This window comes from Halopenitus persicus (assembly GCF_900107205.1).
In the GTDB taxonomy this organism is placed as follows: Archaea; Halobacteriota; Halobacteria; order Halobacteriales; family Haloferacaceae; genus Halopenitus; species Halopenitus persicus.
In genome coordinates this window covers 63,774-89,770 of sequence record NZ_FNPC01000009.1, presented here as the reverse complement: position 1 = coordinate 89,770, position 25,997 = coordinate 63,774, and the positions used below count along the sequence as shown (strand labels likewise).

19 protein-coding genes and 2 pseudogenes are annotated in these 25,997 nt (G+C 52.6%); 10 read left to right on the top strand and 11 right to left on the bottom strand.

Features of this window, described 5'->3' with window-relative positions; all coding sequences use genetic code 11:
- Positions 1–51: 51 nt before the first annotated feature.
- Positions 52–1,182: a hypothetical protein gene (locus BLV25_RS16925; protein ID WP_143114460.1), complete on the bottom strand. Its 1,131-nt coding sequence runs from the start codon at positions 1,180–1,182 to the stop codon at positions 52–54.
- A gap of 142 nt (positions 1,183–1,324) precedes the next feature.
- Here BLV25_RS16925 and BLV25_RS13560 point away from each other — a divergent pair, with 142 nt between their 5' ends.
- The 3 genes from BLV25_RS13560 to BLV25_RS16915 all read left to right on the top strand — a co-directional run bounded on the left by BLV25_RS13560 (position 1,325) and on the right by BLV25_RS16915 (position 4,287).
- Positions 1,325–2,770: a DUF58 domain-containing protein gene (locus BLV25_RS13560; RefSeq protein WP_092734257.1), complete on the top strand. Its 1,446-nt coding sequence runs from the start codon at positions 1,325–1,327 to the stop codon at positions 2,768–2,770.
- Positions 2,767–3,303: a hypothetical protein gene (locus tag BLV25_RS16920; RefSeq protein ID WP_143040811.1), complete on the top strand. Its 537-nt coding sequence runs from the start codon at positions 2,767–2,769 to the stop codon at positions 3,301–3,303. The genes BLV25_RS13560 and BLV25_RS16920 overlap by 4 nt, the downstream gene beginning before the upstream one ends.
- A gap of 69 nt (positions 3,304–3,372) precedes the next feature.
- On the top strand, positions 3,373–4,287 hold the full coding sequence (locus BLV25_RS16915) for a hypothetical protein (RefSeq protein ID WP_143040810.1): 915 nt from the start codon (positions 3,373–3,375) through the stop codon (positions 4,285–4,287).
- A gap of 203 nt (positions 4,288–4,490) precedes the next feature.
- Here the strand turns inward: BLV25_RS16915 and BLV25_RS13550 are convergent, their stop codons facing one another.
- From BLV25_RS13550 to BLV25_RS16910, 3 genes are all read right to left on the bottom strand, one after another.
- A complete protein-coding gene (locus tag BLV25_RS13550; RefSeq protein ID WP_092734324.1) occupies positions 4,491–5,810 on the bottom strand; it encodes an RNA-guided endonuclease InsQ/TnpB family protein in 1,320 nt (439 codons plus the stop codon).
- Between the two features lie 186 nt (positions 5,811–5,996).
- Positions 5,997–6,986 carry an AAA family ATPase gene (locus tag BLV25_RS13545; protein ID WP_092734321.1) on the bottom strand — a complete coding sequence of 330 codons (990 nt, stop codon included), beginning with the start codon at positions 6,984–6,986 and terminating at the stop codon, positions 5,997–5,999.
- Positions 6,973–8,064, bottom strand: a complete 1,092-nt coding sequence (locus BLV25_RS16910; RefSeq protein WP_143114459.1) for a DUF4350 domain-containing protein — start codon at positions 8,062–8,064, stop codon at positions 6,973–6,975. The genes BLV25_RS13545 and BLV25_RS16910 overlap by 14 nt, the downstream gene beginning before the upstream one ends.
- Positions 8,065–8,208: 144 nt before the next feature.
- Here BLV25_RS16910 and BLV25_RS16905 point away from each other — a divergent pair, with 144 nt between their 5' ends.
- Entirely contained in the window at positions 8,209–10,290 is a 2,082-nt protein-coding gene (locus BLV25_RS16905; RefSeq protein WP_143114458.1) for a hypothetical protein, read from the top strand.
- On the opposite strand, the gene uppS is transcribed toward BLV25_RS16905, so the two are convergent.
- Positions 10,267–11,238 carry a polyprenyl diphosphate synthase gene (gene uppS, locus BLV25_RS13535; RefSeq protein WP_092734248.1) on the bottom strand — a complete coding sequence of 324 codons (972 nt, stop codon included), beginning with the start codon at positions 11,236–11,238 and terminating at the stop codon, positions 10,267–10,269. The genes BLV25_RS16905 and uppS overlap by 24 nt on opposite strands.
- A 191-nt stretch (positions 11,239–11,429) precedes the next feature.
- Between uppS and BLV25_RS13530 the strand changes: the two genes are divergently transcribed.
- The 5 genes and pseudogenes from BLV25_RS13530 (at position 11,430) to BLV25_RS13510 (ending at position 17,385) form a co-directional block, all read left to right on the top strand.
- Positions 11,430–12,209, top strand: coding sequence for an ABC transporter ATP-binding protein (locus BLV25_RS13530; protein ID WP_092734245.1), 780 nt, complete (start codon positions 11,430–11,432; stop codon positions 12,207–12,209).
- Between the two features lie 127 nt (positions 12,210–12,336).
- Positions 12,337–13,449, top strand: a complete 1,113-nt coding sequence (locus tag BLV25_RS13525) for an FtsX-like permease family protein (protein ID WP_256335736.1) — start codon at positions 12,337–12,339, stop codon at positions 13,447–13,449.
- Positions 13,446–14,675: an ABC transporter permease gene (locus tag BLV25_RS13520; protein ID WP_092734239.1), complete on the top strand. Its 1,230-nt coding sequence runs from the start codon at positions 13,446–13,448 to the stop codon at positions 14,673–14,675. The genes BLV25_RS13525 and BLV25_RS13520 overlap by 4 nt, the downstream gene beginning before the upstream one ends.
- Before the next feature lie 399 nt (positions 14,676–15,074).
- Positions 15,075–15,323 (top strand): annotated as a pseudogene (locus tag BLV25_RS17985) (glycosyltransferase); the annotation flags it as partial.
- A gap of 97 nt (positions 15,324–15,420) precedes the next feature.
- Positions 15,421–17,385 carry a glycosyltransferase family 2 protein gene (locus tag BLV25_RS13510; protein ID WP_092734233.1) on the top strand — a complete coding sequence of 655 codons (1,965 nt, stop codon included), beginning with the start codon at positions 15,421–15,423 and terminating at the stop codon, positions 17,383–17,385.
- A gap of 109 nt (positions 17,386–17,494) precedes the next feature.
- Here BLV25_RS13510 and BLV25_RS13505 read toward each other — a convergent pair whose 3' ends face one another.
- The 5 genes from BLV25_RS13505 to BLV25_RS13485 form a co-directional block, all read right to left on the bottom strand.
- On the bottom strand, positions 17,495–18,256 hold the full coding sequence (locus tag BLV25_RS13505; RefSeq protein ID WP_092734230.1) for a glycosyltransferase family 2 protein: 762 nt from the start codon (positions 18,254–18,256) through the stop codon (positions 17,495–17,497).
- Between the two features lie 15 nt (positions 18,257–18,271).
- The gene (locus BLV25_RS13500; RefSeq protein ID WP_092734227.1) at positions 18,272–19,291 is read right to left on the bottom strand and encodes an NAD-dependent epimerase/dehydratase family protein; all 1,020 of its coding nucleotides are present in this window, start codon (positions 19,289–19,291) and stop codon (positions 18,272–18,274) included.
- Positions 19,288–20,301, bottom strand: coding sequence for an NAD-dependent epimerase/dehydratase family protein (locus tag BLV25_RS13495; RefSeq protein WP_092734224.1), 1,014 nt, complete (start codon positions 20,299–20,301; stop codon positions 19,288–19,290). Before BLV25_RS13495 ends, BLV25_RS13500 begins: the two co-directional genes overlap by 4 nt.
- 317 nt (positions 20,302–20,618) lie before the next feature.
- Positions 20,619–21,809: a glycosyltransferase gene (locus tag BLV25_RS13490; RefSeq protein WP_092734221.1), complete on the bottom strand. Its 1,191-nt coding sequence runs from the start codon at positions 21,807–21,809 to the stop codon at positions 20,619–20,621.
- A 9-nt stretch (positions 21,810–21,818) separates the two neighbouring features.
- Entirely contained in the window at positions 21,819–22,787 is a 969-nt protein-coding gene (locus BLV25_RS13485) for a glycosyltransferase (protein ID WP_092734218.1), read from the bottom strand.
- Between the two features lie 123 nt (positions 22,788–22,910).
- Between BLV25_RS13485 and BLV25_RS17980 the strand changes: the two genes are divergently transcribed.
- Positions 22,911–23,855, top strand: coding sequence for an alkaline phosphatase family protein (locus BLV25_RS17980; RefSeq protein WP_143114457.1), 945 nt, complete (start codon positions 22,911–22,913; stop codon positions 23,853–23,855).
- 531 nt (positions 23,856–24,386) lie between these two features.
- Here the strand turns inward: BLV25_RS17980 and BLV25_RS13480 are convergent.
- Positions 24,387–25,386: pseudogene (locus tag BLV25_RS13480) on the bottom strand (IS630 family transposase).
- Positions 25,387–25,997: the final 611 nt, after the last annotated feature.

The following is a 25,997-nucleotide window of genomic DNA, read 5'->3' as shown; positions in this document are numbered from 1 at the left end:
ATTACATTGCTATGATATACGCTACTTGTTAAATTTTACTCAAATGATACTCTAGCGCGATCGGGAAGATTTCAAGAAGATCGTCGTCAGGACAAGTAGAACGCCCACGGTGATGAACGAGAATCCAGGGATGGATGTATTCGTATCTGGGGTTGATGTTGAGACTTCATTTGGAGTTACTGCTTCCGTCGTCTCATCGTGAGGTGTGTCGACTGATGATGTGGTCGTGTCCGATTCATCATTTGCGTCGGTAGCTGTGTTGGACGGCGAGTTAGTATCCGTGCTAGGGGCCGAGTCTGTTTCAGTATGAGACGGGGACGAAACGTCAGTTGGCGTTGTCTCTGTCGATTCCGGTGTTTCTACCGCCTCTGTTGCTGTCGGTGTAGCAGAGGCTTCACTCCCACCGCCGCCCCCGCCACCGCCGCTACTACCGTCTCCAGATGACGGTGTAGACGTTTCAGCAGCCTCAAGTTCAACTGAGTGGCCGTTACTGATACCTAGAATCTCTTTCTGGTCAAAGACCACATTTTGTCCGCGAACATTCGCATAGACTTCGTATGAGCCTGTATTCAGATTCTCTGTATTGATCGATATGTCCTGCGTTCCGCTAGTGCCGGTTGAAGTAGATCGGATTTGTTGATTATCGTTTGCAATTACGACTTCAATACTATCTTTAGCGACATCTGATTGCAGTTGTTGGGTAGTAACTTCAACTGTCAGGTTCTCACCGATGGAAGCTGATTCTGGAGCTTGAATTGAAGTGTCGTAGCCCTCAATAACAAGCGGATGTAGTACTTGAGTTGCGCCTCGTTCTTGCACTGCAAATACGTATGTCCCGGCGCTCAGTCCGCTGAGATCGAATGTTGCCGTGCCACTTCCATTCCCACGATTCTGATCAATGATCTGCCGGTCAGCATTATAGAGATAAACGTGATATTCCTGATCCGGCGCTGGTGCTTGAACGTTTACATTGACGGACGATCCTATTGCTGCTTTCCCAATCGCTGAGACTTCATATGTTGCTCCTTCCAGAGCAATTTCACGAGTCGGAGTATCTACGCTACCATCAATTGTAATATCGTACTCTGAATCCGCGCTAGCGGTGTGTGTCACTCCACCGAGAAGGAGGGAAGTGGCAACCAAGCACGTGATCACCAATGCAGGGACTGCCCTATATTCCATACACGGAAACAGATATCTAATTGATAAAAATCCTCTTGTTGCGCTTTGAGTAGTCTGTCCGGCTTCTTCCCAATCACACAATACGATACGATATTCTTGGAATCCCTATGCTTTAGGGGAGGGAGAGTGTCCGGGCAAGTAGATGGCATCGGTGCGTCGAACCGAGCGGTACTGGTGGGTCCTCGGACTGGTGGTCTTTTTTAGCTTGTTGACTCTTGTATTCACAGACGTTCTATTCTTAGTCACGACTGCCGGAATTCTCGGGTGGTTACTGGTTCTCGAGGGGAGTTTTCGCCGCCACGTTCAAACTGTTGAAACTGCAGTCTCCGTTTCATACCAGACACCCCAGACGAAGATTCATCCAGACGAACCCCTTACGGTTTCAGTCGCGGCAGTAACGACACAGCCACTTCCAATCACGGTCGCAATCGATCCGAATTATCCAGACGTGGCTGACGGACAACCTGCTAACGAACAACTATCGCTTCCGCCTACGGTACTGAATGCAGCTACGGAGTGTCAGCTTCGGTTCCCATTTGCAGGTAATTATGATATTGGCCCGGCGACAGCAACAGTCACCAGTCCGTATGGTTTTTTCGAAATGACAATCCCGTTTCAAGCAGGTACAACGGTCACGGTGACGCCGCGTGATACAGATTCGATCCACGTAGGTCAAGCCGGAGAACAATTCACGGTCACATACGGTGAGTATGGATCTGGAGATACTGGGTCAGGGATCGTGCCTGCAGGGATGCGTGCGTATACCCCGGGCGATCCGGTGTCACGGATTAACTGGAAAGTAACGGCACGGCTTGCTGAGGTATACGTTCGAGAATTTGAGCTTGAAACAACACGCCCATTGATGATTTTCTTTGATGGCAGGGTTGCTACTAGCAGTGCCGAGGGTGTCGAATCACAGCTGGGGTACTTGCGTCACGTTGCTGCTCTTCTCGTTGCGGATGCTGAGACCCACGGTGATCCAGTCGGGTTGTACCATATCACTGCGGATGGTGTTGATGCATCTTCACGGGTAAGTGCTGATCCAGAACAGTATCTCAGGATCCGCGATCGACTCAACCGTATTGAATCAGGAATGACCTCGAACGGTACGACTGAAAGCACATCCTATCGTTCGCGTTCAGTAGCGACGTCGACAGTATCTGCTGAACGACTGCAGTCTGATACGTCGGTGTTCAGTAAGCAATTATACCCATTTATCACTGCACGGTCGGAACGTTTCCAGCGAATTGAGCACGATCCACTTATGCAGACGGTACAAACGTATCTGAATCAGCACAGCCGTGATGTTCGCGTCGCTATTCTCACGGATGACAGCCGTCGTGAGGAGTTATATGACACGATCAAGTTTGCTGGGCAACAAAGCCCGACAGTACTGTCATTTCTCACACCAAGTGTCCTATTCGAACCCAGTGATCTCACCGATATTGAGACCATTTATAGTCGGTACGCTGAATTTGAACGGTTTCGACAGCAAGTCGAGCAGATTGAACACAGTACCGCCTTTGAAATAGCTCCGGGAGAGAAACTGCAAGCGGTTCTTGCAAGCGAGCGGACACAGGCAGAATGACAGACACACAGCAAGGGGTGGCGGACACTCGTGAACGCGTGGTGGATCGTCTTCGTGCGGGACCGAATAGCGCAATCACTGTCGAACCTGAATGGCAATGGTATGAGCTTGGATGGTGTGTAGTCGTATGTCTCTGGTTTAGTACGACTGGACGGGTTATCGAGTTAATCATTGCTGCGAGCTTGATTTGCTGCTGGGTGTTTGCTCCCGCAATCACTGTCCTGATTGGTGGAAACCTAGCGTTGATCGGTTTCCAGATCACGCCTGAAACGCTGTGGGCACTCGGTGTGACGGAGCTTCTCTTCGCTCTCCCGATCGTGTTTGAAGGCTGGGCGACTATGCAAACGCGTACAGTCTCTGGAATTTCGACTGTGTTTCTTACACTGCTTCTTGCGCTCGCTGTGATTGGCGGTTGGCTCACGTGGCCACCAATTCATATCGTGGCGGGGATCTGTCTCCTGTACCTTGCTGGGGTATTCTGGCAACAGGTATCCGTATCCACACAGGTACGTACAAATACCCACGAACGATGAGCATATGATGAGAAACTATCAATTGACTGGATCCAGGTTACCGTTCAACGGGTTCTATCCCGATACGCTATGAGTACAAACGACACCGGCGCTGTAGGTACCGATGACGAACTAGGGAGTACTGCGACGGATCAGGAAACGACTGACGAGGAAAGTATTGCAGAATTGTATGGAAAACTCGAAATATTGCAAGCGGAGAATCAACGACTCCGAGAAGAGTATACACGGTCACAGCAGACGAACTATCGACGGACTGCTTTTGGCTTGCTAACGGTCGGGGTAATTGCAGTTGCCGGGAGTTTCGCTGTAGCAACGGCACAACAAGTACTCATTGCTCTCGGGGGGACTGCAATTACTGCTGGTGTCCTCACGTATTATCTCACACCTGCTGATTTCGTGACGACGACAACTGGTGATGCGTTATATCGCACGCAACAAACAAACTACACTGAACTCATCTCAGCGCTTGATTTAGCCGGAACCGAGATTTATGTTCCGCGGGAGGAACGAACTCCGTCGGATACTCGACTGTTTCTCCCACAGCATCAAGACTATACGCTACCGGAAGATGCTGATCTCGATGAAATGTTTGTCGTCACCGATGATCCGAGTCAGCGTGGTGTTGCGCTCTATCCAACGGGAGCTGCATTATTTGAGGAATTACAAACAGCAGTCGATCTTACTCCCTCCGAAACGAACTCACCAGAACAACTATTCACCCAGCTAGCCGATGCGCTTGTTGAGCAATTTGAGATTGCGGACCGGATCGTGACATCCGTCGAAGACGATCACCACAGTGTGATTGCAGTAACTGACAGTTCCTACCAATATGTTGATGGAATAGACCACCCGATAGCATCATTCTTTGGAGTTGGAATCGCAACCACACTCGGGACACCGGCACGCATCACAGTGTACGATGCCGATGGCACAGACGTCATTCTCGAATGTCGGTGGGACAACCCCGACAACTCAAAACAGTAGCCTCACGTCGCTGTTCCCAACTTCCTGCTGATCTCACAACAGAGATTTCTTATGCAAAGTGGGGAGTGGTCGAGCGATGGGATGGATGGCGGGGGAACGTAACACCACTCGACTACATCCCCATTTCCGAGTGAACAAAATTGACATCCTCCTCCGCGTGAACGCGGAGGAATCCCACGGCACCGCGCCGCTGGATTGGGATATTACGGTTTGCAGTCTACCACTTGATCCTGCGGTTGGAATCCGCTGGACAAGTCATACAGGTAGACTCCGGGCTGTGCCAACCAGCCGGTACTCCTATCTTCACCCACATTGGTCGAAGACTCAGAGTTACTTTGGGTTATGTCGAGACGGATATTCTCCGCCCCATTCACATCTGCGTTGAACGCAGCGTCGCACCTCTCACACACATACAAACCGCGGTGGACGCGCTGACTCTCGTCGTTCCTCCCGCACACACAACACGTCGTACTCGTGTTGCGCTCTGAAACTTCTAAGACGTCAATACCCTCGACTTTCGCCTTGTATTCGAGGATGGTCGAGAACCTATCGAACGCCCAGCCGTGCAGGTCAAGGTTGCCGTGCGTGCCCCAGTTCTTCGCCTCGCCGGTTTCGTCCTCGCGGACGCCTTCTAAGTCCCCAATGTTGATCTGTCCAACATTTTTCTCGACACACCGCTGGACGATGTGTTTGGCGAGACTGTGGAAAAAGTGGGCACGGCGCTCCGACCACTTGTTGTGTAGACGAGTGGGCCTGTCGCCACTCGAATCGTCGCACTTGGCGATCTCTTTCGGGAAGTAGTAGCCGTCTTGTTTCAGGCGATTTCCGGGGTACAGGTCGGCGTCCTCGGTACTGTACGCAACTGTCGCGAAGTTACAGATGCCGAGGTCAACACCAGCTGACTCGGTTCCGGGAGCGTCGGGAGTCTCAACTTCGTCTTTGCAGACGAGATGCAGTTCCCAGCGTCCCTTCGCGTTGTCGTAGACGGCGCGAACCTGTTGCAGGTTCTCAACCGTGACGCCGGGACGAGTCTCGTATTCGACAAGGATGTATTCCCACGCTTTCGGGTGTTCCTTGTGATTCGCACCCTTCGAGAGCCTGACGCGGTTATTTTTGGTGTCGTGTTTGATGCCGTTCTGCTTCCACGTCACGGTAGAACGAGGGTGTTCTTCGTGGACGCGGCGGCCTTGGGTGTCGTAGTAGTTTTTCTTGCGGTAGCCCGGTGGATTCGCCCGACTGTCAGACTTCCTCTTTTCGTACCACGAGTTGAAGGCTTCAGCGAGTTCCTCCAGAACGCGCTGACTGGACTGCGAATGCAGTCCCTTGTATGTTGGATGCGACTTCAACTCGTCTTTGAGATCGCCGTGATCGGGGATTTTGCCCGTCTCCTCCCAGACTTGCCGGGAGTGGAAGTTGGCGACGTTCCAGAGTTTGCTGGCACCCCACCCGTGCCGGTCAAGCATCTCCTCCACTTGTCCGTGGTTGAGGATTTTGGCTTGGTGAGTGCGGTGGACTTCCAGCATTCTGAACGCCTGTATAATCACTTATACTCGTATTTATTGTAAAGGTTCGTATTGAGAACGTGGAATATCCATCCCCGCCATCGACGGTGGTTTGTGGAGGAGTTGTCAGATTCATCCTGACCCTAAAGGGTCAGGTATTCTCCTTGATTCTGTATAATAGTTTCTGCTATTACGGTGCGAGGCGATTCACCTCTCGGTTTCGATCAGCTCTTCGCTAGGCGCATCAACCGTATCAAGAACGTTCTCAATGACGGTGGACTGAGTGAGATCGCTGAGTTCTGCCTCGGTACTCAAGACGATCCGATGCGCTAAGACCTCAACAGCGAGCTGCTTGACGTCATCAGGCAGAACATAACCACGGCCGGACACTGCAGCAGATGCCTTCGCAGCGCGTTGAAGATCGATTGCTGCTCGTGGTGATGCCCCAACTTCCGTATCTGGGCTCTCACGTGTAGCTTCGGCAAGATTCAAAATATAGTCTTTTATCGGTTCAGCGACGAAAACTGCTTGACAGTCATTGCGTGCGGCAATGATATCGTCTGTATCGATCACTTGCTCGATCGATTCTGGTCCAAGACCCGGGGCGTTATCGAACCGATCGAGAATCGCTTGTTCGTTCTCACGCGATGGGTATCCTAACCGGAGTTTGAACTGGAAGCGATCCCGTTGAGCCTCTGGGAGTTCATACACTCCCTCCATTTCGAGGGGGTTCTGAGTGGCAATCACTATGAATGGGTCTGGAAGTTCCAAAGTGTCAGCTTCAATTGTCACCTGTTGCTCCGCCATCGCTTCTAGCAATGCACTCTGCGTTTTCGGGGTTGCTCTGTTGATCTCGTCAGCAACGACAATGTTCGCAAACACCGGTCCTCGCTGCGTTTCAAATTCACCTGTTGCCTCACGGTAAATCGTTGTACCAGTTATGTCCGCAGGTAAGATGTCCGGTGTCATTTGAATCCGGTTAAACGACAGCCCGCTCGCACGAGCAAATGATTCAGCTGTAACTGTTTTCGAGATTCCAGGCACCCCCTCGAAAAGCACATGCCCACCAGTCAGTAGTGCAAGCGTTAACCGTTCGACGACTTCCTCGTTCCCGACGATCACACGGCCAACTTCCTCTTGGAGGGACTCGTACAACGTTTCGGGCGTCAGTTGAGAGGTCGCGTTATTCATCGTCATCAGATATTGTGTCTGTGTCGAGTTGCTCCATACTCTTTGTGATTCGTTCAACACGAGACGCATCCCAGTCTGGATGCTGATGACGGAGATATTCTGTACGCTCTTCGGCATCAAATGTGACTGCGTCGAGCGAGGTATTTCTTTCAAAGAACTCCTCCCGCACTATAGTAATCACTGACCGAACACGAGGGTGGACTGCCAGTCCAAGCAGAAGCGGTCCGAGACCTGCTAGTACTGCTTGTGCCCAAGGAGTTTGCTTGAGCCATACCCAGAACTGTATCGTGAGAGGAATTTCACCGCCGTGGGACGAATCAAGGACGACTCGATCGTAGGATGATGTTAGTCCGTTAGCCAGGTTACGGTTCCCGGGACGGTCCAGCATTTGATTAATGAAGATACTCGGATCACTCAGCACGAACACACGTCCATTACCTACCTGTTCTGTCGTGAGCACTGGGTACGACTGGAGTGGTTCGGTTTGGTCACGCTGCTCGTTTTCATTTTCATCTAGATAAGAGAAGTCCGAGGAGTACGCTAGTACTGTTGCGTTTCCTGTGGTGAGCGTACTCCCTCGGTTAAACGTGAATTGATCGACGCCCTGCGTGATTGATGTGTTCGATGTGTTTGTTATAATTGGTAGTGCCGGATTTCGATGAAATTGGTTTGGGTCACGGAGCTGCCGGCCATCAATCCGTGTCGAGACACCGAGTTCCGCAAGGAGTTGATTCGTCTCTCCACGCCGATCATCTGCAATAAGGAGGGTCCCACCACGGTCAAGGAAAGCGTGTACCCGGGCTTGTTCCGCAGGCGAGTATGCAGTCTGCGGCGCTAGAAGAATGACAAGTGTTCCACTCCCCTCAAGTTGATCGTATCCCGTTGAATCAATGAGAACCGGCGTGGCACTTGCTGAATCAGCTGCTGAGTTGCGAAGTTCACTTGTCCCATCCCATTCCGCATTATACGCCCCGAAGGCAGTCGTTGATGTCAGTGCTGCAAGAGACAGTGTGACTGCAATAACTATAATAAAACACCATAATATCACACGAGGGATATCCCACTCAGTACCCAATATATTCATAGTCCACCCGTGAGTTACGGTGAGATCATCCCTGTCTACTCATCTCCTCGGCACCTATCTACTCATATCTTTTGAGTGCTCGCTCATAGAACATTCGTCTGTCGAAGCGGTTTTGCCAGTTGACCTGTATCTCAGAGTTAACGAATGGCTGCGACTCGACCTGGACCACTCATTATCTGTCTACTGCTGCTGGTGACTTGCGGGACACCTCTTGTCTCTGCAACACCTGATCAGATGCCGCCAGTCGCAGCCACGACAAGTAGTGAGAACCCGGTATATGCGGCGGCCGAGTCATCAAACGAGACGAACAATTCTACCCGACATATCGGTCCGGAACTCCCCGAATCTGACGAACCACGAACTGTAGTGCTTTCACAATTTGAAGTCGAGATCGGTGCCCGGCTTGAAGCGAGTCTGGAAGCAACCTCAGCTCGACAGTTCGATCTTGCGGAAGCTGAACTCCGTGGAAATATGACACAGCTGGTTAAGCAGTATGAATACCTGGCTGCTAACTCCTCATCTGCGTCTGTTGAAACTGCAGAGAACCTCAATCTCACGGTTCAGCAACAACGAGAACTCGTTGAAGCAGCTCGTAATTCACGTGCTCTCTACAGTCAGTATCAAGCTGCTCGTGCGACTGGAAATGATACTGAAGCTCGCCGACTTGCGAGAGAATTACTCAATCAGACGGCAACCGGGAATCAGACGGCGTCGGAACTCATTGAACAGTACGAGCAGCTTGATAATACAACGGCAATTAACGCGACAGAGGAACTTGAGCAGCTCACCACCGCGCAAACCCGTCTGGCGCAATTAGAAGAAACAGTTCAAAACGATACATTCGTCGAGACAAATCTCACGATCACCTCTGTGTCAACGCACGCCTCACCAGCAGATCCGCTCCAAGTACACGGACAACTTCAGGCGAACGAAACTGGGATTTCAAATCAGTCCATCATTGTGACGCTTGATGGGCAGTCGATCCGGACAGAAACAACAGCAGATGGGAATTTCACAGCGACGTATCGACCGATAACAACCGAGCCAGGAGTTAACACTCTCACTGTAGAGTATCGCCCTGATCCGGTCTCTGCATATGAAGGAGCACAGAACCAAACAGCAGTCTCTATTAACACGTCTACACCTACGGTGACAACGACGGTTAACCGGACACGCGGTCAGTTCAACGATATCGTAACGATTCACGGACAAGTCACCGCAAACGAAACTGGTCTCCACACCGTCCCGGTTGAAACCACGATCGGCACCCAGTCGTTCACGCAAACCCGTACGAACCGTAACGGCGAGTTTAAACACCGTATACGACTCCCTGACACACTCCCACCAGGGACCCGAACGATTGAGATTACCGTTGCAGACGCTACAATGGCTGTTGAGCAAACCACAGTCGAACGACCGATCACAATCACACCGACCGCAACACAACTCACTCTCACTGCGACACAACAGAATCAGTCGACGATCTCCATTACAGGACAATTGCTGACCGAAACCGGAACGGAACTACCCAACCGACTAATCGACGTGTCTGCCGCCGATACACAGTCACAGACAGTTCGAACAAATGATACTGGCGAGTTTACCACGGTCATTCAGGTCCCGCGCGATGAGACGCTGCTTAATCTGCCAAACACAGATCAGCAGCTCTCAATAACCGCCTCTTTCACACCGACCGGGTCCAATCTTCAAAACACCTCGACAACCACGACTCTCGAGTATTCACCGCCGGCCTCTCCCTCGTTGCGGCGCACTGCATACGGTGTCGGCGTAGTACTTCTGATCGGTGGGACAGTTGTCGTCTGGCGACGTCGAGAGACGTTTGCTGGGATCACTCGTACATCTGGCGAGACCACCCAGTCAGACGAAACATCTGCCCCACAGCAGTTGGAAACTACTGCGATTTCGCCTACGGCACTGCTCGACCGGGCACAGGACCACCTCGATCGGAATGACACCGAGGCTGCGATCCGACTCGGGTATGCCGCCCTTCGCTGGAACTACCTTGACTCATACGATCTCTCTTCTGCGCTCACATACTGGGAGCTGTATAACTCGATACACGATGATCTCGACACTAGTGAAGCAGAAATCCTGTTTACGATGACAACAGCCTTTGAGCAAGCAGTCTATACAGACCAAGATGATCTTCCCGCAGATACGGAGCTCGCTGCACTGCTTGAATCAATCGAAACGCTTCTCGAGTAAATCCTCTCTACCTCTCAACCCGGTAGCACCGTCCGTGATGTTTATTTCCTCAATAGTCAGTTCGTCGGCGTTCGACTCCTCTGGCATCCGATTTTGGAATCGTTCGACAGTGGCGCGGGCCTCAGTCAGTTCCACATCGCCTAGCGCCTTCACTAGCGTCAATGCACGTTTGGCCCTCGTGCGCCGCCACGACTCCTCGCGGGACTCGTAGGTCCGGATCGCCCGGAGGAAGTCCACCCGCGAGAACTCTGGCCAGTAGGGCGTGCAGAAGAAGACCGCCGCCTCGTTACCGTTGGCGTACCACGGTAGGAAGTTCGAGGTGCGTTCATCGCCGCCAGACCGGATAATGAGGTCAACGTCCCGCAGCGGGCGATCGTAGAGGCGACTCTCAATCTCCGAGACGTCGATGTTCGTGGGATCCAACTCGTCGCGTTCGACCGCGCGAACCACCTCGCGGGCCGCGCCAAGAAGTTCGTTCCGGCCGCCGTAAGCCAGCGCGATATTGAGCGTGAACTCGTCGTAGTGAGCGGTCCGGTGCTCGGCGTATTCGACCGCTTCGCGGACCCGTTCGGGGAGTCGCTCGATCTCGCCGATGGCACGGATGCAGACCCTGCCGTTGTGGACACGGTCATCGTCGCCGAACTCGTAGAGCTTCTCCTCCAGCAGGTCGAATACTGTCTCCCGTTCGTGGTCGGGCCGATCGAAGTTTTCGGTTGAAAAGGTGTACAGCGTCAGCTCCTCGACGCCCATCTCCTTGCACCAATTTAGAATTTTTTCGGTCGTCTGCGCACCTGCCTGGTAACCGTCGGAAGGCCCCGTGCCCTGTTTGCTCGCGTACCGGCGATTGCCGTCCTGAATGACGGCGACGTGCGCTGGCACGCCGGATATCTCGCGTTTGAGAAGTCGTTCGTAGGCGGCGTGCGCTCGCCGCTGTGCCCACTTGAACATTCGTTACAACTACCGACAGCACTGGGTGTAATCAGTTTTTTGACATCGAAATCCGCGACTATGTACTGTCAATGGCGAATTTCTTGGCTTTGTTGAAATCCTCAGCTACCCCCGGTGAACACGTCCTGCGAACGAGTCACTATCCACAACTCTTTATATAGCATCTTGTCGAATGGTCGAGTGTCCAACTAATGGTTCCTCGGTCGACTATATACCACTCTTCATCATCCACAAACACATCTACTGAGGTAGACCCAGTCGTTACGTGTACCGACGTCTCCCGTCACTTCACACGTGGGAGCAGTCACAGCGGATGGTTCTCTCGATCCTCACAGAGTGCCGAGATAGTCACAGCTCTCTCTAACATCTCGCTGTCAGTAACCCGTGGTGAATTCGTTGGGCTCGCCGGGCCAAGCGGTAGCGGCAAATCAACATTACTGCACCTACTCGCCGCACTCGATACACCTTCAACCGGCAGCGTCACTCTTGCAGGCCGCCAGACGAATACTCTCTCAACGCGCCAACGCACTAAACTCCGACTGGATCACGTCGGGATCGTGTTTCAGCACTTCCATCTGCTCCCATCCCTTTCAGCACGTGCAAACGTGGCTACGCCTCTTATTGAACTCGGCTACTCTCGACGCCAACGGCGACAACGTGCTACGGAGCTCCTCGCAAACGTCGGGCTGGACGATCGTGTTCACCACACACCCGGTGAACTCAGCGGTGGCGAACAACAACGCGTTGCCGTCGCCCGGGCACTCGCCACCGATCCGGACCTCGTCATCGCAGATGAACCAACTGGTGAACTCGATACCACGACAGGGAAGCGCGTACTTGACGTCCTCGCGGCCGTCGCAACTGATCGCGCCGTTATCGTTGCCTCACACGACCCGCAAGTGCTTGACCGCGTTGACCGTGTGATCAGACTGCGCGACGGTCATCGTCAGAAGGTCGATGAAACTACATAATCTTCGTGCCCTCGGTCGACGCACCGTGTCGATTGCGGGACTCGGATTCCGACGGACACTTGGGAAAGCAACCGGCGGTGGCTCCAACAGACTTCTGTTAAGTATTACCGGCGTTGCGGTCGCTATTATGCTGTTAATCACTGTATCAGGCGTTGCACTCGGGATGGCATCACAAAACGCCGTGCAAAGCGACGACGTTGATTACTGGGTCGTTCCAGAAGGCGGGAATTTAAACACGATCGCGGTGTCAACAGGTGGCCCGCAACTCGGAGACACGCACAGGTTGACAGACCGGTTACAGTCTGATACACGGGTTGAGTATGCCACGCCCGTCCTCTTGCAGGTTGTTCCAGTCCAGTCATCCACACGTAACGACCCGGAGTACGTCCTCTTTATCGGCGTTATCGTTCCAGAAACAAGCCAGCCAGTCATTGCCGGGCAACCAACAGATGCCTTGCAAGCCGGTGATCCGTACTTCGCAAACGGCACCTATAACGGGACCTGGACTGGTGAAGCAGTGATCAATCCTGCGGCTGCAGACGTGTTGAACGTATCAGCCGCTGATCCGATCGAACCAGTTGAATCGACACCAGAGTCACTTCACGTCCAGTCTGTCTCCGACGAAGAATTTCAAACTGGTGTCGGCGTCGCCCCGATTGCACTTGTACATCTCAGTGAACTCCAAGCAATGAGCGGTTCCACAACCGATGACGCCGCCGACCAACTTCTTGTGAGCACGAATGATCCCAGCGTCCGCAACGAGTTAGCATCATTGTACCCGAACACGACTGTTGTCACACGAACTGGGATTGCAACCCAACAGGTCTCAACCTCAAGCTTACCCGTCGCAATGGCCGTCGCAGCGCTGGTCATCGCTGTTCTCATTGGCGTACTGTTCACAGCGACGATGATGGGACTCGAAGTCACACACGATCGATCAGCGTTAGCCACGTTGACCGCACTCGGCTACTCTGAACGATCGCTTGCTGTGCTCGTCGTCACGGAAACGATGAGTCTTGCTGTCCTCGGTGGGCTTCTCGGCGTTGGGCTTGGAGTCGCTGGAATCCTCATTACGAACGCTGCCGTCGCCGCCACGCTTGACGTCCCATCACTTGCTGTCCTGCATCCCGCTCTCTTCGGGTATGGATTCGGCGTCGCACTGTGCATCGGGATCGTCGCCGCCCCATACCCGATCTGGCTCTCGCGGCGAGCAGAACCACTTGAGGTGATGCGGCAATGATCCTCGTGAGTCGCCTCACGGCTATTGCTTCGGTTGCCGTCGCCCAGTTACGACACGATCGGACACGTACTCTCCTCGCGGTGATCGGCGTCACACTGGCGATCTTGTCCACGATGCTGCTTGCCGGGACTGGGCTTGGCGTCGTCGAAACCGGGCAAGAGAAGTTTGAGAATGCCGGCCGGGATCTGTGGATTACTGGCGGGTCCGTTCAATTCACGCCGTCACAGGTTGGCGGAGTACAAAACTCGATTTACGATGCCCACACGTTCGCCGATGAGTTACGGCAACGTGATTCAATCCGGACTGTCGGTCCACTCCTATTTCAAACAGTATATGTGAGCTCGGATGGTGAGGAGTTCCAAACGATCGCCTCAATGGGTGTCCCTAGCAGTGCCGGTGTCTCGATTTCCGAAGGACGTGGGTTTCAGGGAGATTCGCATTACGCGAACGGGAGCTATAACGGCCCGATGACTCACGAAATCCTAATCGACGAGCGCACGGCAACACTCCTTGACGTCGACGTTGGTGATCGTATCCACGTCGGGGGCACGATCACATCAGCACGCAATAATGAATTTACGATTGTCGGTGTCTCTAGCACCGGCAATCAGTTCCTCGGTACGCCGACAGTGACGATGCCGCTCAGTGAACTGCAAGAAATAACAGGGAAAACCGGAACCGATCCGGCGACAATTGTTGCAGTCACCACGACAAACGACAGTAATCCACAGGCCGTTGCCCAAGACTTGCAAACTGCATATCCTGAACTGACGATTCGAACAAACCAGGAGCAGTTTCAAGCAACGTTAGAACGACAAGCTGTCGTCCTGGCCGGCGGTGCAAGTCTCATCGTCCTCGCAGTAGTCGCCGGACTCACATTGACACTCAACATACTACTGTCAATGGTCTACCAACAACTTCCCCAATATGCCGCATTAAAAGCACTTGGAAACTCTAGTATCACCGTTACTGGCGTCGTTATTACTCAAGCGATCATCGTCGGAATACTTGGCTGTGTTGTAAGCCTTGGTTTGGTCATACCGATGGCAAACGGCATTGACCACCTCGCTACTACCATCACTGGGTTCGAGAATGTCGTTCGTATTTCCCCTCAAATTTTGCTACTTGGTACCGGCGTCGCTACGACGATGAGTCTCTTAAGCGGACTGATTGCTGGAACACGATTAGTCGGGCTGGATTCCATTCGAATCCTTCGAAATCAGTGAACTTCTCCAGTCTGCTCGGCTGACCCCTCGCTGAGGTGAAAAAACATCATATATGAGAAGACTTCGTGAGAGAAACAATTTTATGTGATAGCTGTATTGTCTATTGTATTGATATGACTTGAGTGGGGCTGATTACACAGATCACTCACCTCCGAAATGATGTGATCATCCGAGAGTGGGGTTGATACGGGACATTCCCGCAGTTGAAAGAAAGGATCGCCTTCGAATAATACCTAACCGCCGCCCGTGGGTGGGGTGGCACATATGGGATCAACGAAAGTTCAAGAACACAGCAAGCCGCGGAGTATAGCGCTATCAACGGATAAACCGATAGAGGATACTGATAGTAGGCCCCACCTCGATGCTGACAGTGACATCTCACCGACAGTCAGCATCGTTATGCCGACGATGAACGAAGAAGCCGGGATTCGAGAATGCATTGAAAGCGTCCGAACCGCGGTGCAAGCATCCGGCTACCACACCGAAGTTATCATCAGCGACGACTCAACTGACCGGACACCCGAGATAGCGCGTGAACTCGGCGCGATCGTCGTCGAACCCGACCAGCCCGGCTACGGCTACGCATACCGGTATGCATTCGAACGCTGCCGCGGCGACTACATCGTCATTGGCGACGCAGACACGACCATAAACTGTATCGTAAGACCAGTGGTAAATGGGGCATTCCACTCACCCCTTGTATCGGTATCTGGAACAGATGGGGAACGTACATTGGGGCTGGTGAATGGACGACCTGCGAGTTAGTACCGACACTGCGGCGCAGCAACACGCCCGCCCAGCGATCGGGCTCAACGTCGTGACAAGCGACGCCGCACCGGACGCCATCATCGACACAGTGGAACGTGTCACCCGCCACGACGCCCCGATTCTTGTCGCCGTCCCGACCGACGCCCCGGCTCTACACCGCCGCCTTGACGACACGCCTGCAACGCTCGTTAAGGTCCCGCCAGGTGATGACCCGACCGGGGCACTAGCGACGGCCGCAAAGGAACGCGGACTCCCCGGTCTCATCCAGCACCCCGACCCCGGAACCGAGGTTGCATTCGACTACGAAGAAAGCCAACGCACGTACACGGCGTCAGCGGATTACATCGTCACAGGTCACACGCACGCTACGCAGGCGAGCAAACGCGTCGCCGCCGTCATCGCCAGCGACTATGATGCGGAGACGCTTGACGCACTCGGTGCGGTTGCAGGGCAAGCCGTCGACGAACTCATACTCATCGACGACCGTGACGACAAGACGATATCTGACACGGCAGCGTTCACCGATACCGTCTCGGTACAGCCCGACGCCAAGAGTCCTGTCGCGACCGCGTTACAGCACCTCACCCAGGACTACGCCGCTGGTGATGCCGTGGTCCTCCTTGGTTCAACCCCGCTTGCCACGCTTGACGCCCTACCGGGCTTACTGGCACCGCTCACAGACGGGGACGCTGACGTCGTGATCGGCCGCGCAATCGAGAGTGATGATGAGACCGACTCAGCGCCGCGTAATCAGCGCCTCGGTGACGTGCTGCGCACCGCATTCGGCGACAGTGAAGACCCCACACGTGCCGGCGCTGAACTCGACGCTGGCCCGCAACTCTTTACCCCAGACGCAGCACGCGAGGTCACGAGATGTCTCGGGAGTTTCCAGGCGCGCGTCGACGTCATCGACACCGCGATCCGTACTGATCTGACCGTTCGGCTGCACGAATTCCCAGCTCAGATTAAAACTGCAACCACAACCAAGCGAAATGGGAATTTAAATTACGACTCTAACGAAGCACCATCCACAAAAGACGCTCTGAGGCAAGAAAGTTCGACCGTCGTCGGAATTCCAGCATATAATGAAGCGGTCGGAATAGGGAGTACGATTCTTGCGGCTCAAGAGTACGCTGATGAAGTTGTTGTCGTTGATGACGGGAGCACGGATCAGACAGCAGCAATTGCTGAAACTGCCGGAGCAACGGTCATTACTCACGACGACAACCAAGGCAAAGGCAAAGCTGTTCAGAGGCTGTTCGCGCACGCACGACAAATGAACTATGATGTGTTAGTCCTCTTGGACGGCGACGGCCAGCACCTACCGGAGGATATCCCCTCTGTTGTTAAGCCAATCGTTGAGGACGAGTGTGATATCGCCATCGGAAGCCGGTATCTCGAACAGGAAGAAACCGAAACACCGTTGCACCGACGGTTCGGCCAGCGCGTGCTTGATCTCCTGACGTTCGGCTCCTCAGGGACAAACGTCACCGACTCCCAGAGTGGCTTCCGGGCCCTGTCACCGGAGGCTGTATCAAACTTACAGATTCGTGCCGAAGGGATGGGCGTCGAGAGTGAGATGATCAGCTCCGGAGTAGAAAACGATCTTGAAATCTCCGAAGTGCCCATCGACGTGCGGTACGAGGAGGTTGACGGCCAGACACACAACCCCTTTCGACACGGACTGCAAGTGGCTATATTCCTGACGCAGCTGATACGAGACCGGCACCCGCTGTTGTTCTTCGGAGTTCCCGCGTTGTTCCTATTGACTGTTGGGGCCGGGGTGATGACGCATAGTGCGTACCTGTACCAGACGACTGGTGCGTTCCACCAGTGGCGCATATTGCTGAGTGGGACAGCGATTATGACCGGTATCTTGAGCCTGTTCTGCGGGCTCGTACTGAGTCAAATCGATAATATGATCAATAGTACAAATGAGTAATCGAGAATCTTCAATGAATCAGATATATTGCGTTCGTACTCGGAACCCGACCTGAGATAATCAAACTCTCGCCGCTGGTAAAAGGGTCTCAAGTATAACTAATACCTTACTAGACGTCATCTTTAGGAGGCTTACGGAAGTACTGAGGCACTTTTTCGAGGGGATGAAGAAATGGAGCGACAAACCGTCCCATCTTACCGTGATATTGCCAGGCTTCATACATATCTGAGACTGCCTCCACCATACTCGCCACGGATTCGTTACTCTGACCGCCTATCTCCATTCGGACCAACACATCGTTTATATAGCTGACAGATATGTCGTGTAAGGCTAACGCTCTCAGCATAAACTCGTAGTCTGCCGCGATTGATAGCTGCTGATTGAAATAGCCGATTTCTTCATAGACCGACCGGTGGACAAAAAATGTCGGATGAGGGGGCATCCAACCAAGATAGAATTTCCACGGCTCGTACTCACCACCCTCCCAGTACCGGACCACAGAATCATCCTCCCCGACATACACGAGATCGCCATAACAGGCACGTGACTCCGTCTCCTTCATCGTTCGATGAACGGATTCTAGCACCGTTTGATTCTGATACCGATCGTCCGAGTTGAGGATACCAATGATATCACCTGTGGCCGCTCTGACGCCCTTATTCATTGCGTCGTATACACCATCGTCGTCTTCACGAATCAGAATATCAATGTCATCTCGGTGAGCGTCGAGAATTTCGACAGTCTGGTCAGTCGAGTTGCTATCGACGATTACGTGCTCGAGTTCAAACTTCCCCTCCTGCTCGTGAATCGATTTGAGACACCTCTCGATACGAGGGTCGTTGTACACCGGCGTGATAAGACTGACTTTCATAAATCGCCGTGAATTCTACCGCTCGTGGAGAAGCGTTTCGAGGTTCTCTTTCACATACTCTCGATCGCGATTTTCGACATACCAGTCGAGAGTATTCCTGATGCCTTCCTCAACCGTATACTCCGGTTCCCAACTGAGCAATTTCTCTGCGCGCGTCGTGTCAGCAGCACGGTGACGGACACCCTGCGGCTTGTCGGTCATATAGTTGATCTCCTCAGGCACCCAATCCATATAGTCGAAGATTATGTCGACGGCCTCGTTCATCGTCACATAGCGGCTAATCCCGGCGTTGACTGGCGTCCCGTCGGTGATGTTCTCGGCGGCGAGTCGCAGTGCACGCGTGATGTCTTTGACGTAAGTGAAGTTCCGGGTCTGTTCGCCGTCACCCCATATCTGGAAGGGATCCTGCCGCGCGTAGGCTTTCGCCATAAACGCGACGATGGCGTGGGTTTCGTTCTCGCGGGGGCCGTAGGCCGTGAAGATTCGGACGACGCTGGTGTCGATGTCGTACTGTTCGTGATACGCCTGCAGCGACCGTTCGCCCATCAGCTTCGCCCAGCCGTAGACCTCGTCGGCGTAGGCCCCACCGCGCTCCTCGAAGCTCACCATATCCTCGTGGAGCCGCTGGCGCTCCTGCTGGATGTCGGTCGGATAGGTGCAGGCGCTTGAGGCGAAACAGATCCGATCAACCCCGTTCTTCGCGGCGGTCTCGTAGACGATGTTGTCCAGCGCCATATTCGTCGCGCAGTTCGCGGGGTACTTCGAGATATAGCCGCGGCCGCCGTGGTCCGCCGCGAGGTGGAAGACCGTATCGATGTCTTCGGTTGCTTCGTCGGCGAAGTCCCAGTGTTTGAGGTTACCACTAACCGTCTCGATCTCGTCTTCGACCGCGGCAAGATTACCCGGTTCGCCGCTAGAGAAGTCGTCTGCAACGCGGACGTTTGCCCCTGCAGTGACGAGGTCCTCAACGAGGTGCGAGCCGATGAACGATGCGCCACCAGTGACGAGGACGTGCTCGCCGTTCCAAGTGCTCATTTGTCGCCTCCGTCTGCGATGGCCGTCTGTTTCGCGTCAGTGAGTTCGGCCTCGGCCCACTCGTAGACGCGTTCGAGGCCCTCATCGAGGCTGACGGAGGGTTCCCAGGCGAGTTCGGCTTCCATTTTAGTTGTGTCGGCGGCGTACTTATCGGTCCCCGTTGGCATCGAGAGGTCGTGTTCGATCGAGAGATCCTTGTCGCTGATAGCGATGATCTTCTCGGCGAGTTCGTTCATACTGACTACCTCCTTTGCATTTCCAAGGTTGATCGGTTCCCCGTCTGATTTCTGTTCCATCGTCTCGATCATCCCTTCGACGAGGTCCGTGACGTAAATGAACCCGCGTTCTTGGGTTCCGTCACCGAAGAGTTCGATCGAGCCGCCATCCTCGGCCTCGATGGCTTTCCGACACAGAGAGGGAATGACGTGGCTGCTGTCTGGATCGAGGTTCTCTCGGGGCCCGTAGGCGTTGAAGATCCGGACGGCGCTGGTGTCGACGTCGCTGTCGGTGTGGTACGCGTCGCAGGCGACCTCGCCTAGGATCTTCGCCCACCCGTACGTGCTGTGGGGGTTTGCGGGGATCGCCTGATCTTCGCTAAATTCGTTGAGGTCGTCGTGTTCCTGGCGATAGATGCAGGCGCTGGAGGCGAAACAGAATCGGTCAATGTCGTTGATGCGGGCGGCCTCCAGCATATGCTGATTCATCAGGACGCTTGGGGTGAGGCCGTTGATGTTCTCCCGTTGGATGTAGTGGATGCCGCCGACGCTCGCGGCAAGGTGGAAGACGTGATCGACACCTTCTGTGGCCTCGATGCAGCCCTTGTGGGTAGTGAGATCGACGGGTAGAATCTCGATCTCGTCGGCAATATGACCGAGTTTGTCGTGCCCCTTCGAGAAGTTGTCCGCGACGACGACGTCGGCGCCGCGGGAATGGAGTTCCTCGGCGAGGAACGAGCCGATGAAACCGGCGCCGCCGGTTATGAGTACGGTCTGTGGATTCCAAGAAACCATCAATAATATTCTAATATCGTTAGGGTATGAATAATTTTTCCATTCGATCTTGTGAAGGAGATTGTTGATCTCGTTCTCTCCTATAGAGTCGAAACAGAGACTGGCCGATTGAGGCCATAATAGCGGGGTTCTCGTCCTGTACAACTCATCGTAAAATCGCCGGACAGCTCTACACCAACAATGTACTACGCATAAGCGAACAATCTTTGTGTTCACCACAAGTTGATGCGGTGGCAAAAGAACGTGAATTACAGCTGGGGAGTGTGCTTACCTGCAAAGATATCGGTAAACTACCGTGAGAAGCGATATTACTCACTTCATTCAGTACTTGCAACTTCCATATAAATGTCTTCGATAGACTTGGAGACCGCATACCAGTTGAACTTCTCCACAACGAGTTCCCGGCCCGTTTTTGCCATATTCGCCCTCACTTGGTCGTCATTCAAAATTTCAGTAATCCCGTCAGCAATCCCGCTCGTGTTTGGTTCAGCAGTTCGGCCGGCTTCAGGTGGAATCCACTCTGCAGCACCACACTTCTCGGTCAGTACAACCGCGGTTTCACATGCCATAGCTTCAATGACTACATTTCCAAACGACTCGTACCGATACTTCGATGGTAAAACGAAAACATCTGCATCGACATAGGCCTCAAGCTTTGCGTCATCGTATAGTGGCCCAACAAAATGTACAATATTATCAAGTCCGAGCGTCGTAGCTTGATTTTCTAGGTCGTCCAAGAGTCCATCGTCAGGACCTACAATAAAGAGTTCAGCGTCGGGGATTTCCTCGTGGACCTCTGTGAAACTATCAATCAATAGGTCAACACCTTTCATATCATCAAGCCGACCGACGAACAACACGACAGGAACGTCGGGCCCGATATCTCTCTTGGCTCGGAACTTGCCGGGCGAAGGAGGGTGCTCGTAGATGTCGAGATCGACCCCGTTTGGCACGTGACGAACTTTATCAGAATTCGTCGATGGGAAGACTTCGTAGTACCGATCCGACTCACTCTCGGACGTGGCTATAATGCGTGCCGCATCTTGGAAGAGGTGTTTGCCGGCCAATTGATCAAATACCCACTTCTGCTTCGGTTTCAGCGTTCGTGGAACTCCACCCCTCGTTTGTAACACGTAGGGAACACCGGCTTTTGAAGCGTAATGGCGCGCGATAGCAGCTTGCGGCGTTCTAAACTCTTGGATGTGAACGATATCGAAATGAGTTATACTTTGGCTTAATTTTCTGGCCATTCCCGGCGCGAGGCAGAGATTATACTCATACGCCATCTTGTTTGAGAGGTTCCGGAAGCGTTCGATGGTCAGATTCCCCTCCGGTATCCCGTGCTTTTCAGGATCATACCGATTCTCCGAATCAAAAGCATCGGTTGTGTAGATATGTACCTCGGTACCTAGATCCGAGAGATTTTTCGAGATTTTATATGAAGAACGGGCTGGGCCTCCGTATGCGTAGGCAGGTGCAAAACTAGAAACTATTTGGAGTACTTTCATTTTGTCTGGTTAATCGGTTGGCCCCGTTCCTCGGAACCGTTCCCAGAAGAGCGTTAGAGTAGTTTTGAGGAAGGCAATACTGCGAACCAGGAGAAATGCCGGGAACAGCAACCACACCGGCTCCCTCTCCTTGACGATCCCTTTTATCATACCCTTCGTCCCAAGAATGATTTGTTCATAGATTAATCGAGATACCGGAAGGCCGGTCACCTCACCACCTGCTCGTGCGAACTTCTCTGTTGCCATAAACTGCTTTCTGGCAAATTCGGTGAAAGAGAGCATAGTATAGTGATGAATTGGCTCTATGATGTAAACCACCTTGTATCCCGCTTCCTGCAGCCGTACCGCCCAATCAAGATCTTCGACATAATGGAGTGAAGCGTCGATACCTCCCACTGCTTCAAGAGCGTCCCTGCGGAAGAGGGCATTACCTCCACCAAATGGCCCTCGATCTGCCTCCATTCGGTCCCGTTCAACCACGTGCCACAGTTCAAAATACAGCCGGGTAGTCGGTGAACTTCCGGGAGGAGCAACGTTTTCCGGCCAAACGGTACTTACAGTCTCGTCATAGTTGAAATACCGAACGGCATTACTCAACCAATCCTCAGTAGGAAAAACGATATCCGAATCAAAAAGACCGAGAATGTTTCCATCGGCTTCTTTGACTGTCCGTTGTCGGACTTTGCCTATTGGACCTTTCTCCACGAATACCTTTTCCGTATACTGCTCGGCAATTTTTCGAGTTTGGTCTGTAGAACCGTTATCCACGACGATTATTTCGATGTTCGGATAATTCTGCGACGAGAAGCTCTCAAGCGTTCGGCCGATGGTATCTTCGTTGTTGTAGGCGGGAATACAAAGAGAAACGAGCGGGGGGTCAGATTGATTAACGATGTCTGAGGTCAGTTCAGAGTCAGGTGGATCCAGTATGATGGTTTTCGACGTCATCGAAGGGAATATCTTAAGCGAACATTCCATTAGTAGAATAAAAAGATTGGCATTTGGTTACTCTGAAATGCGAAACGGTAGGTATTGGTATCACAAATTAATATACCGGATGGAATGATTTATACACAGTGCAAATAATAAGGAGATGTCAATATGTGGGAAAAGGCGCTTTATAAGTTAAAACCACTGTATGATATGTATAGCGGAGCTGCGTTATCTATCACGTCAAGATACCCGCTCGGTACCCACGTTTTTGATCGTGAGTGGGATGTATTAATACTATTAGATACATGTCGGGTTGACGCTCTGAAACAAGTTGCGCCCGAATACGATTTCATAAATGAAGTGACTAGGATGACTTCTATAGGAAGTACTTCTAGTGAGTGGATTGCCCAGACCTTCTCACGAGAGTTCAGAGACGAGATTGGTGGTACAGCATACGTTTCCGGGAATGGCTGGGCAGAAAAGATTCTAGAAGACCGCGTTACACCAGAAAATCATGCTGATGCTTTATTCTCATTTGCTAAATGGGACATCGTAGATCACGAAGATCTCCTCGTCCTCGATCAAGCATGGCGGTATGAACCGGACCCCAGATTTGACCATGGGCTCGGCCACCCAAAGCCAAAGTACGTCACTGACCGAGCGATATCCATAGCACGCGAATACAGGCCGAATAGACTAATTGTCCACTATTCTCAGCCACACTCCCCGTTTACTGCTCGAGCAATCCGGGAAGAACGAGAGTTAAAGGAACACGAAAAAACCCCATTCGAATACTTACGCAATGGAGGAGATCGAAAAATAGTGTGGAACGCATATCTTGATAACCTTCGATACGTCTTGGATGATGTTGAGGTACTTCTTACAAATATTGATGCTGAAACTGTTGCAATTTCTGCAGATCACGGGGAGGCCTTTGGTGAATACGGAATTTACGGCCACGGACCCGCATTACCCCATCCACAGGTGAAATTTGTTCCCTGGGCAGTAACTAGCGCAACGGATGAAGGAAACTACGATGAATTCATTGAATCCGGTGAGAAGAACACATCTTCGGTTGATAATCAGTTAGAGGCACTTGGTTATAAGATATAGAATCATTTCCATTACGTGTGTCAACGTTAAGTGATGGCATTGTGGACTGAGGCGATGGCTTTGGCCCACTGATCGACGAATTTCCAGGAACTATACCACGGGAACCGATTGTTGAAGGGTCTGGTTCGGTATTTGAACAGGCCGAACCAAATTCCAACCAGTGATCGTTCTCCAACGCTTCACGGAGAGATACACAGAGATTGAGGTCATCGACCATTCAATTATACCAAGGACTTGGATCCACGATGATCACTGGTTGATCACGACACCGCTTTGGTATGCTCTATTGAAAATGAAAAACTGCGGCGGGATTACTTCGTAATAGGTTTGAGAAGACGATGCCGAGAAGGCGATTACGGGTGTCGCCTTGCACAATCTCGTTGAAACAGTAGTGTATGTAGCCAAACGAGCTTGAGAAAGCGAGCAGACAGGCCCGACTCGCGCGGGCTTCCCGCGAAGCCAAATCGTCGCACACTGTATGCGCAAGGGAAAAGGGCACAACTATACCGCACTTGTTAATTATAGTAGGATTCAGAAATAATTACTCACTTTTAGGATCGAGAGTTGATCAAGAGCGGTGTCGATCGCTGTTGTAAGCTCGTTGAGTGAGTCGAAGAAACGATTGCTGAGTGCTGCTTGAAGCTGTCTCCAGCATTCCTCGACCGGATTCAACTCCGGCGAATATGATGGAAGAGTCTCAAATGCGAGGTCGTCACGGGCCGCCAGGTCCGTGACGGCCGACGCCTAGAAATACGGTGCTCCATCGAGAACGACGATCAGATCATCTTCAAATTCTGCACATAGTGCTAAAATGAAATGTCTCGCGTGGTCGGCGGTGATGTATTCTGTAAATCGAGAGAAGAAGCGATCACCGTCCTCGGTGATCGCGCCGAGCAAGCACGTCCAGTCCCGCTGCCCGGACAATTCGACCGAAGGCCGCGTGCCGCGCGGAAACCACGCGGCACGCAGCTCGATTTGAACGGATTTCTTGGTCTGATCGATACACACTACTGTGGCGTCCATTTCCCGTCGCTTTTTTTTGATCTCGTCGCGAAACGCTTCTTGGTCGTCTTCGTCGGATTCAGCGGCTGATCGGCGTGGTTTTTGATAACTCAATCCCGCCTCTTTCAGCAACCGCCGACAGCTCGGGATTGAGTATTCGACGCCGTAGGTCTCTTCAAGATATTCTTGTGCGAGCGCCGGCGTCCACGCCGGCGCGTCAAAGTCGATCTCTTGGGGTGAGTCGTGAACGGTTTGTTCGAATTCGTGTTGCTGTTTTTCTGAGAGTTTTCGTTTTCGACCAGATCGATGAGCATCAGTAACAGCTTGTTCAAGTGAGTCGTCAGTATCGAGTCGTTGGAGCCAGCTGTAGATCGTCCGTCGGCCGGTGTCGTGCTACTCGGCAAGTTCAGTCTGCGTGACACCGTTTTTGTACGCGATCGCGGCTAACAACCGTTGTGTCGGCTTGTTTCCGTCGACGTTGAAATGCATCTTGGAGTTCTTCGACAGAGATCTCGTCGAGATGGTCCATTAGACACTATATTCATCTCTGAGCAGAAAATTCTAACGGTTACTATAGATGAATTTTACATCTTACGCCAACGATCTGCGACCGCCTCGACACCCCCCGGACATACCACCTGATCCCAACACGCTCAAACTCTTTCGACCGGTACGCGATGTACACCTGGCGATCGTTGCTGCCTCCGCGCAGCAACACCTACGATCTGGCCACGTTACACTTGACAACACGTTCTTCGAAAGTAAGCAAGCCTCACAGTACTACTTTCAACAATGTGGTAGAAGCATCAAAACGAGCAAATTGATGACTTTGACCGATACAGAGTCATTAGCAGTGCTGGACGTTCACTACTGTATTGAGCGTGAACACGACACGAAGATTGGCCCGCGGATCGTCTGCCTGAACGCGGACGACTTTTGGGCCGTGGTCGCCGACAACGGATTTGGGGACTGGAAAAGAGGGTACGAGATTGCTGTATGGACATTGAGTATCTCGTACATTCCGCGGTTCAATAGCGAAGGCAACCGTGGATAATTTGCTCATCTGGCGAAGCGCTACACACAGCAGTGAATGGAAGAAACGTCCTCTCAACCGTCAAGCGACCCCAGGATTCTTCCCTG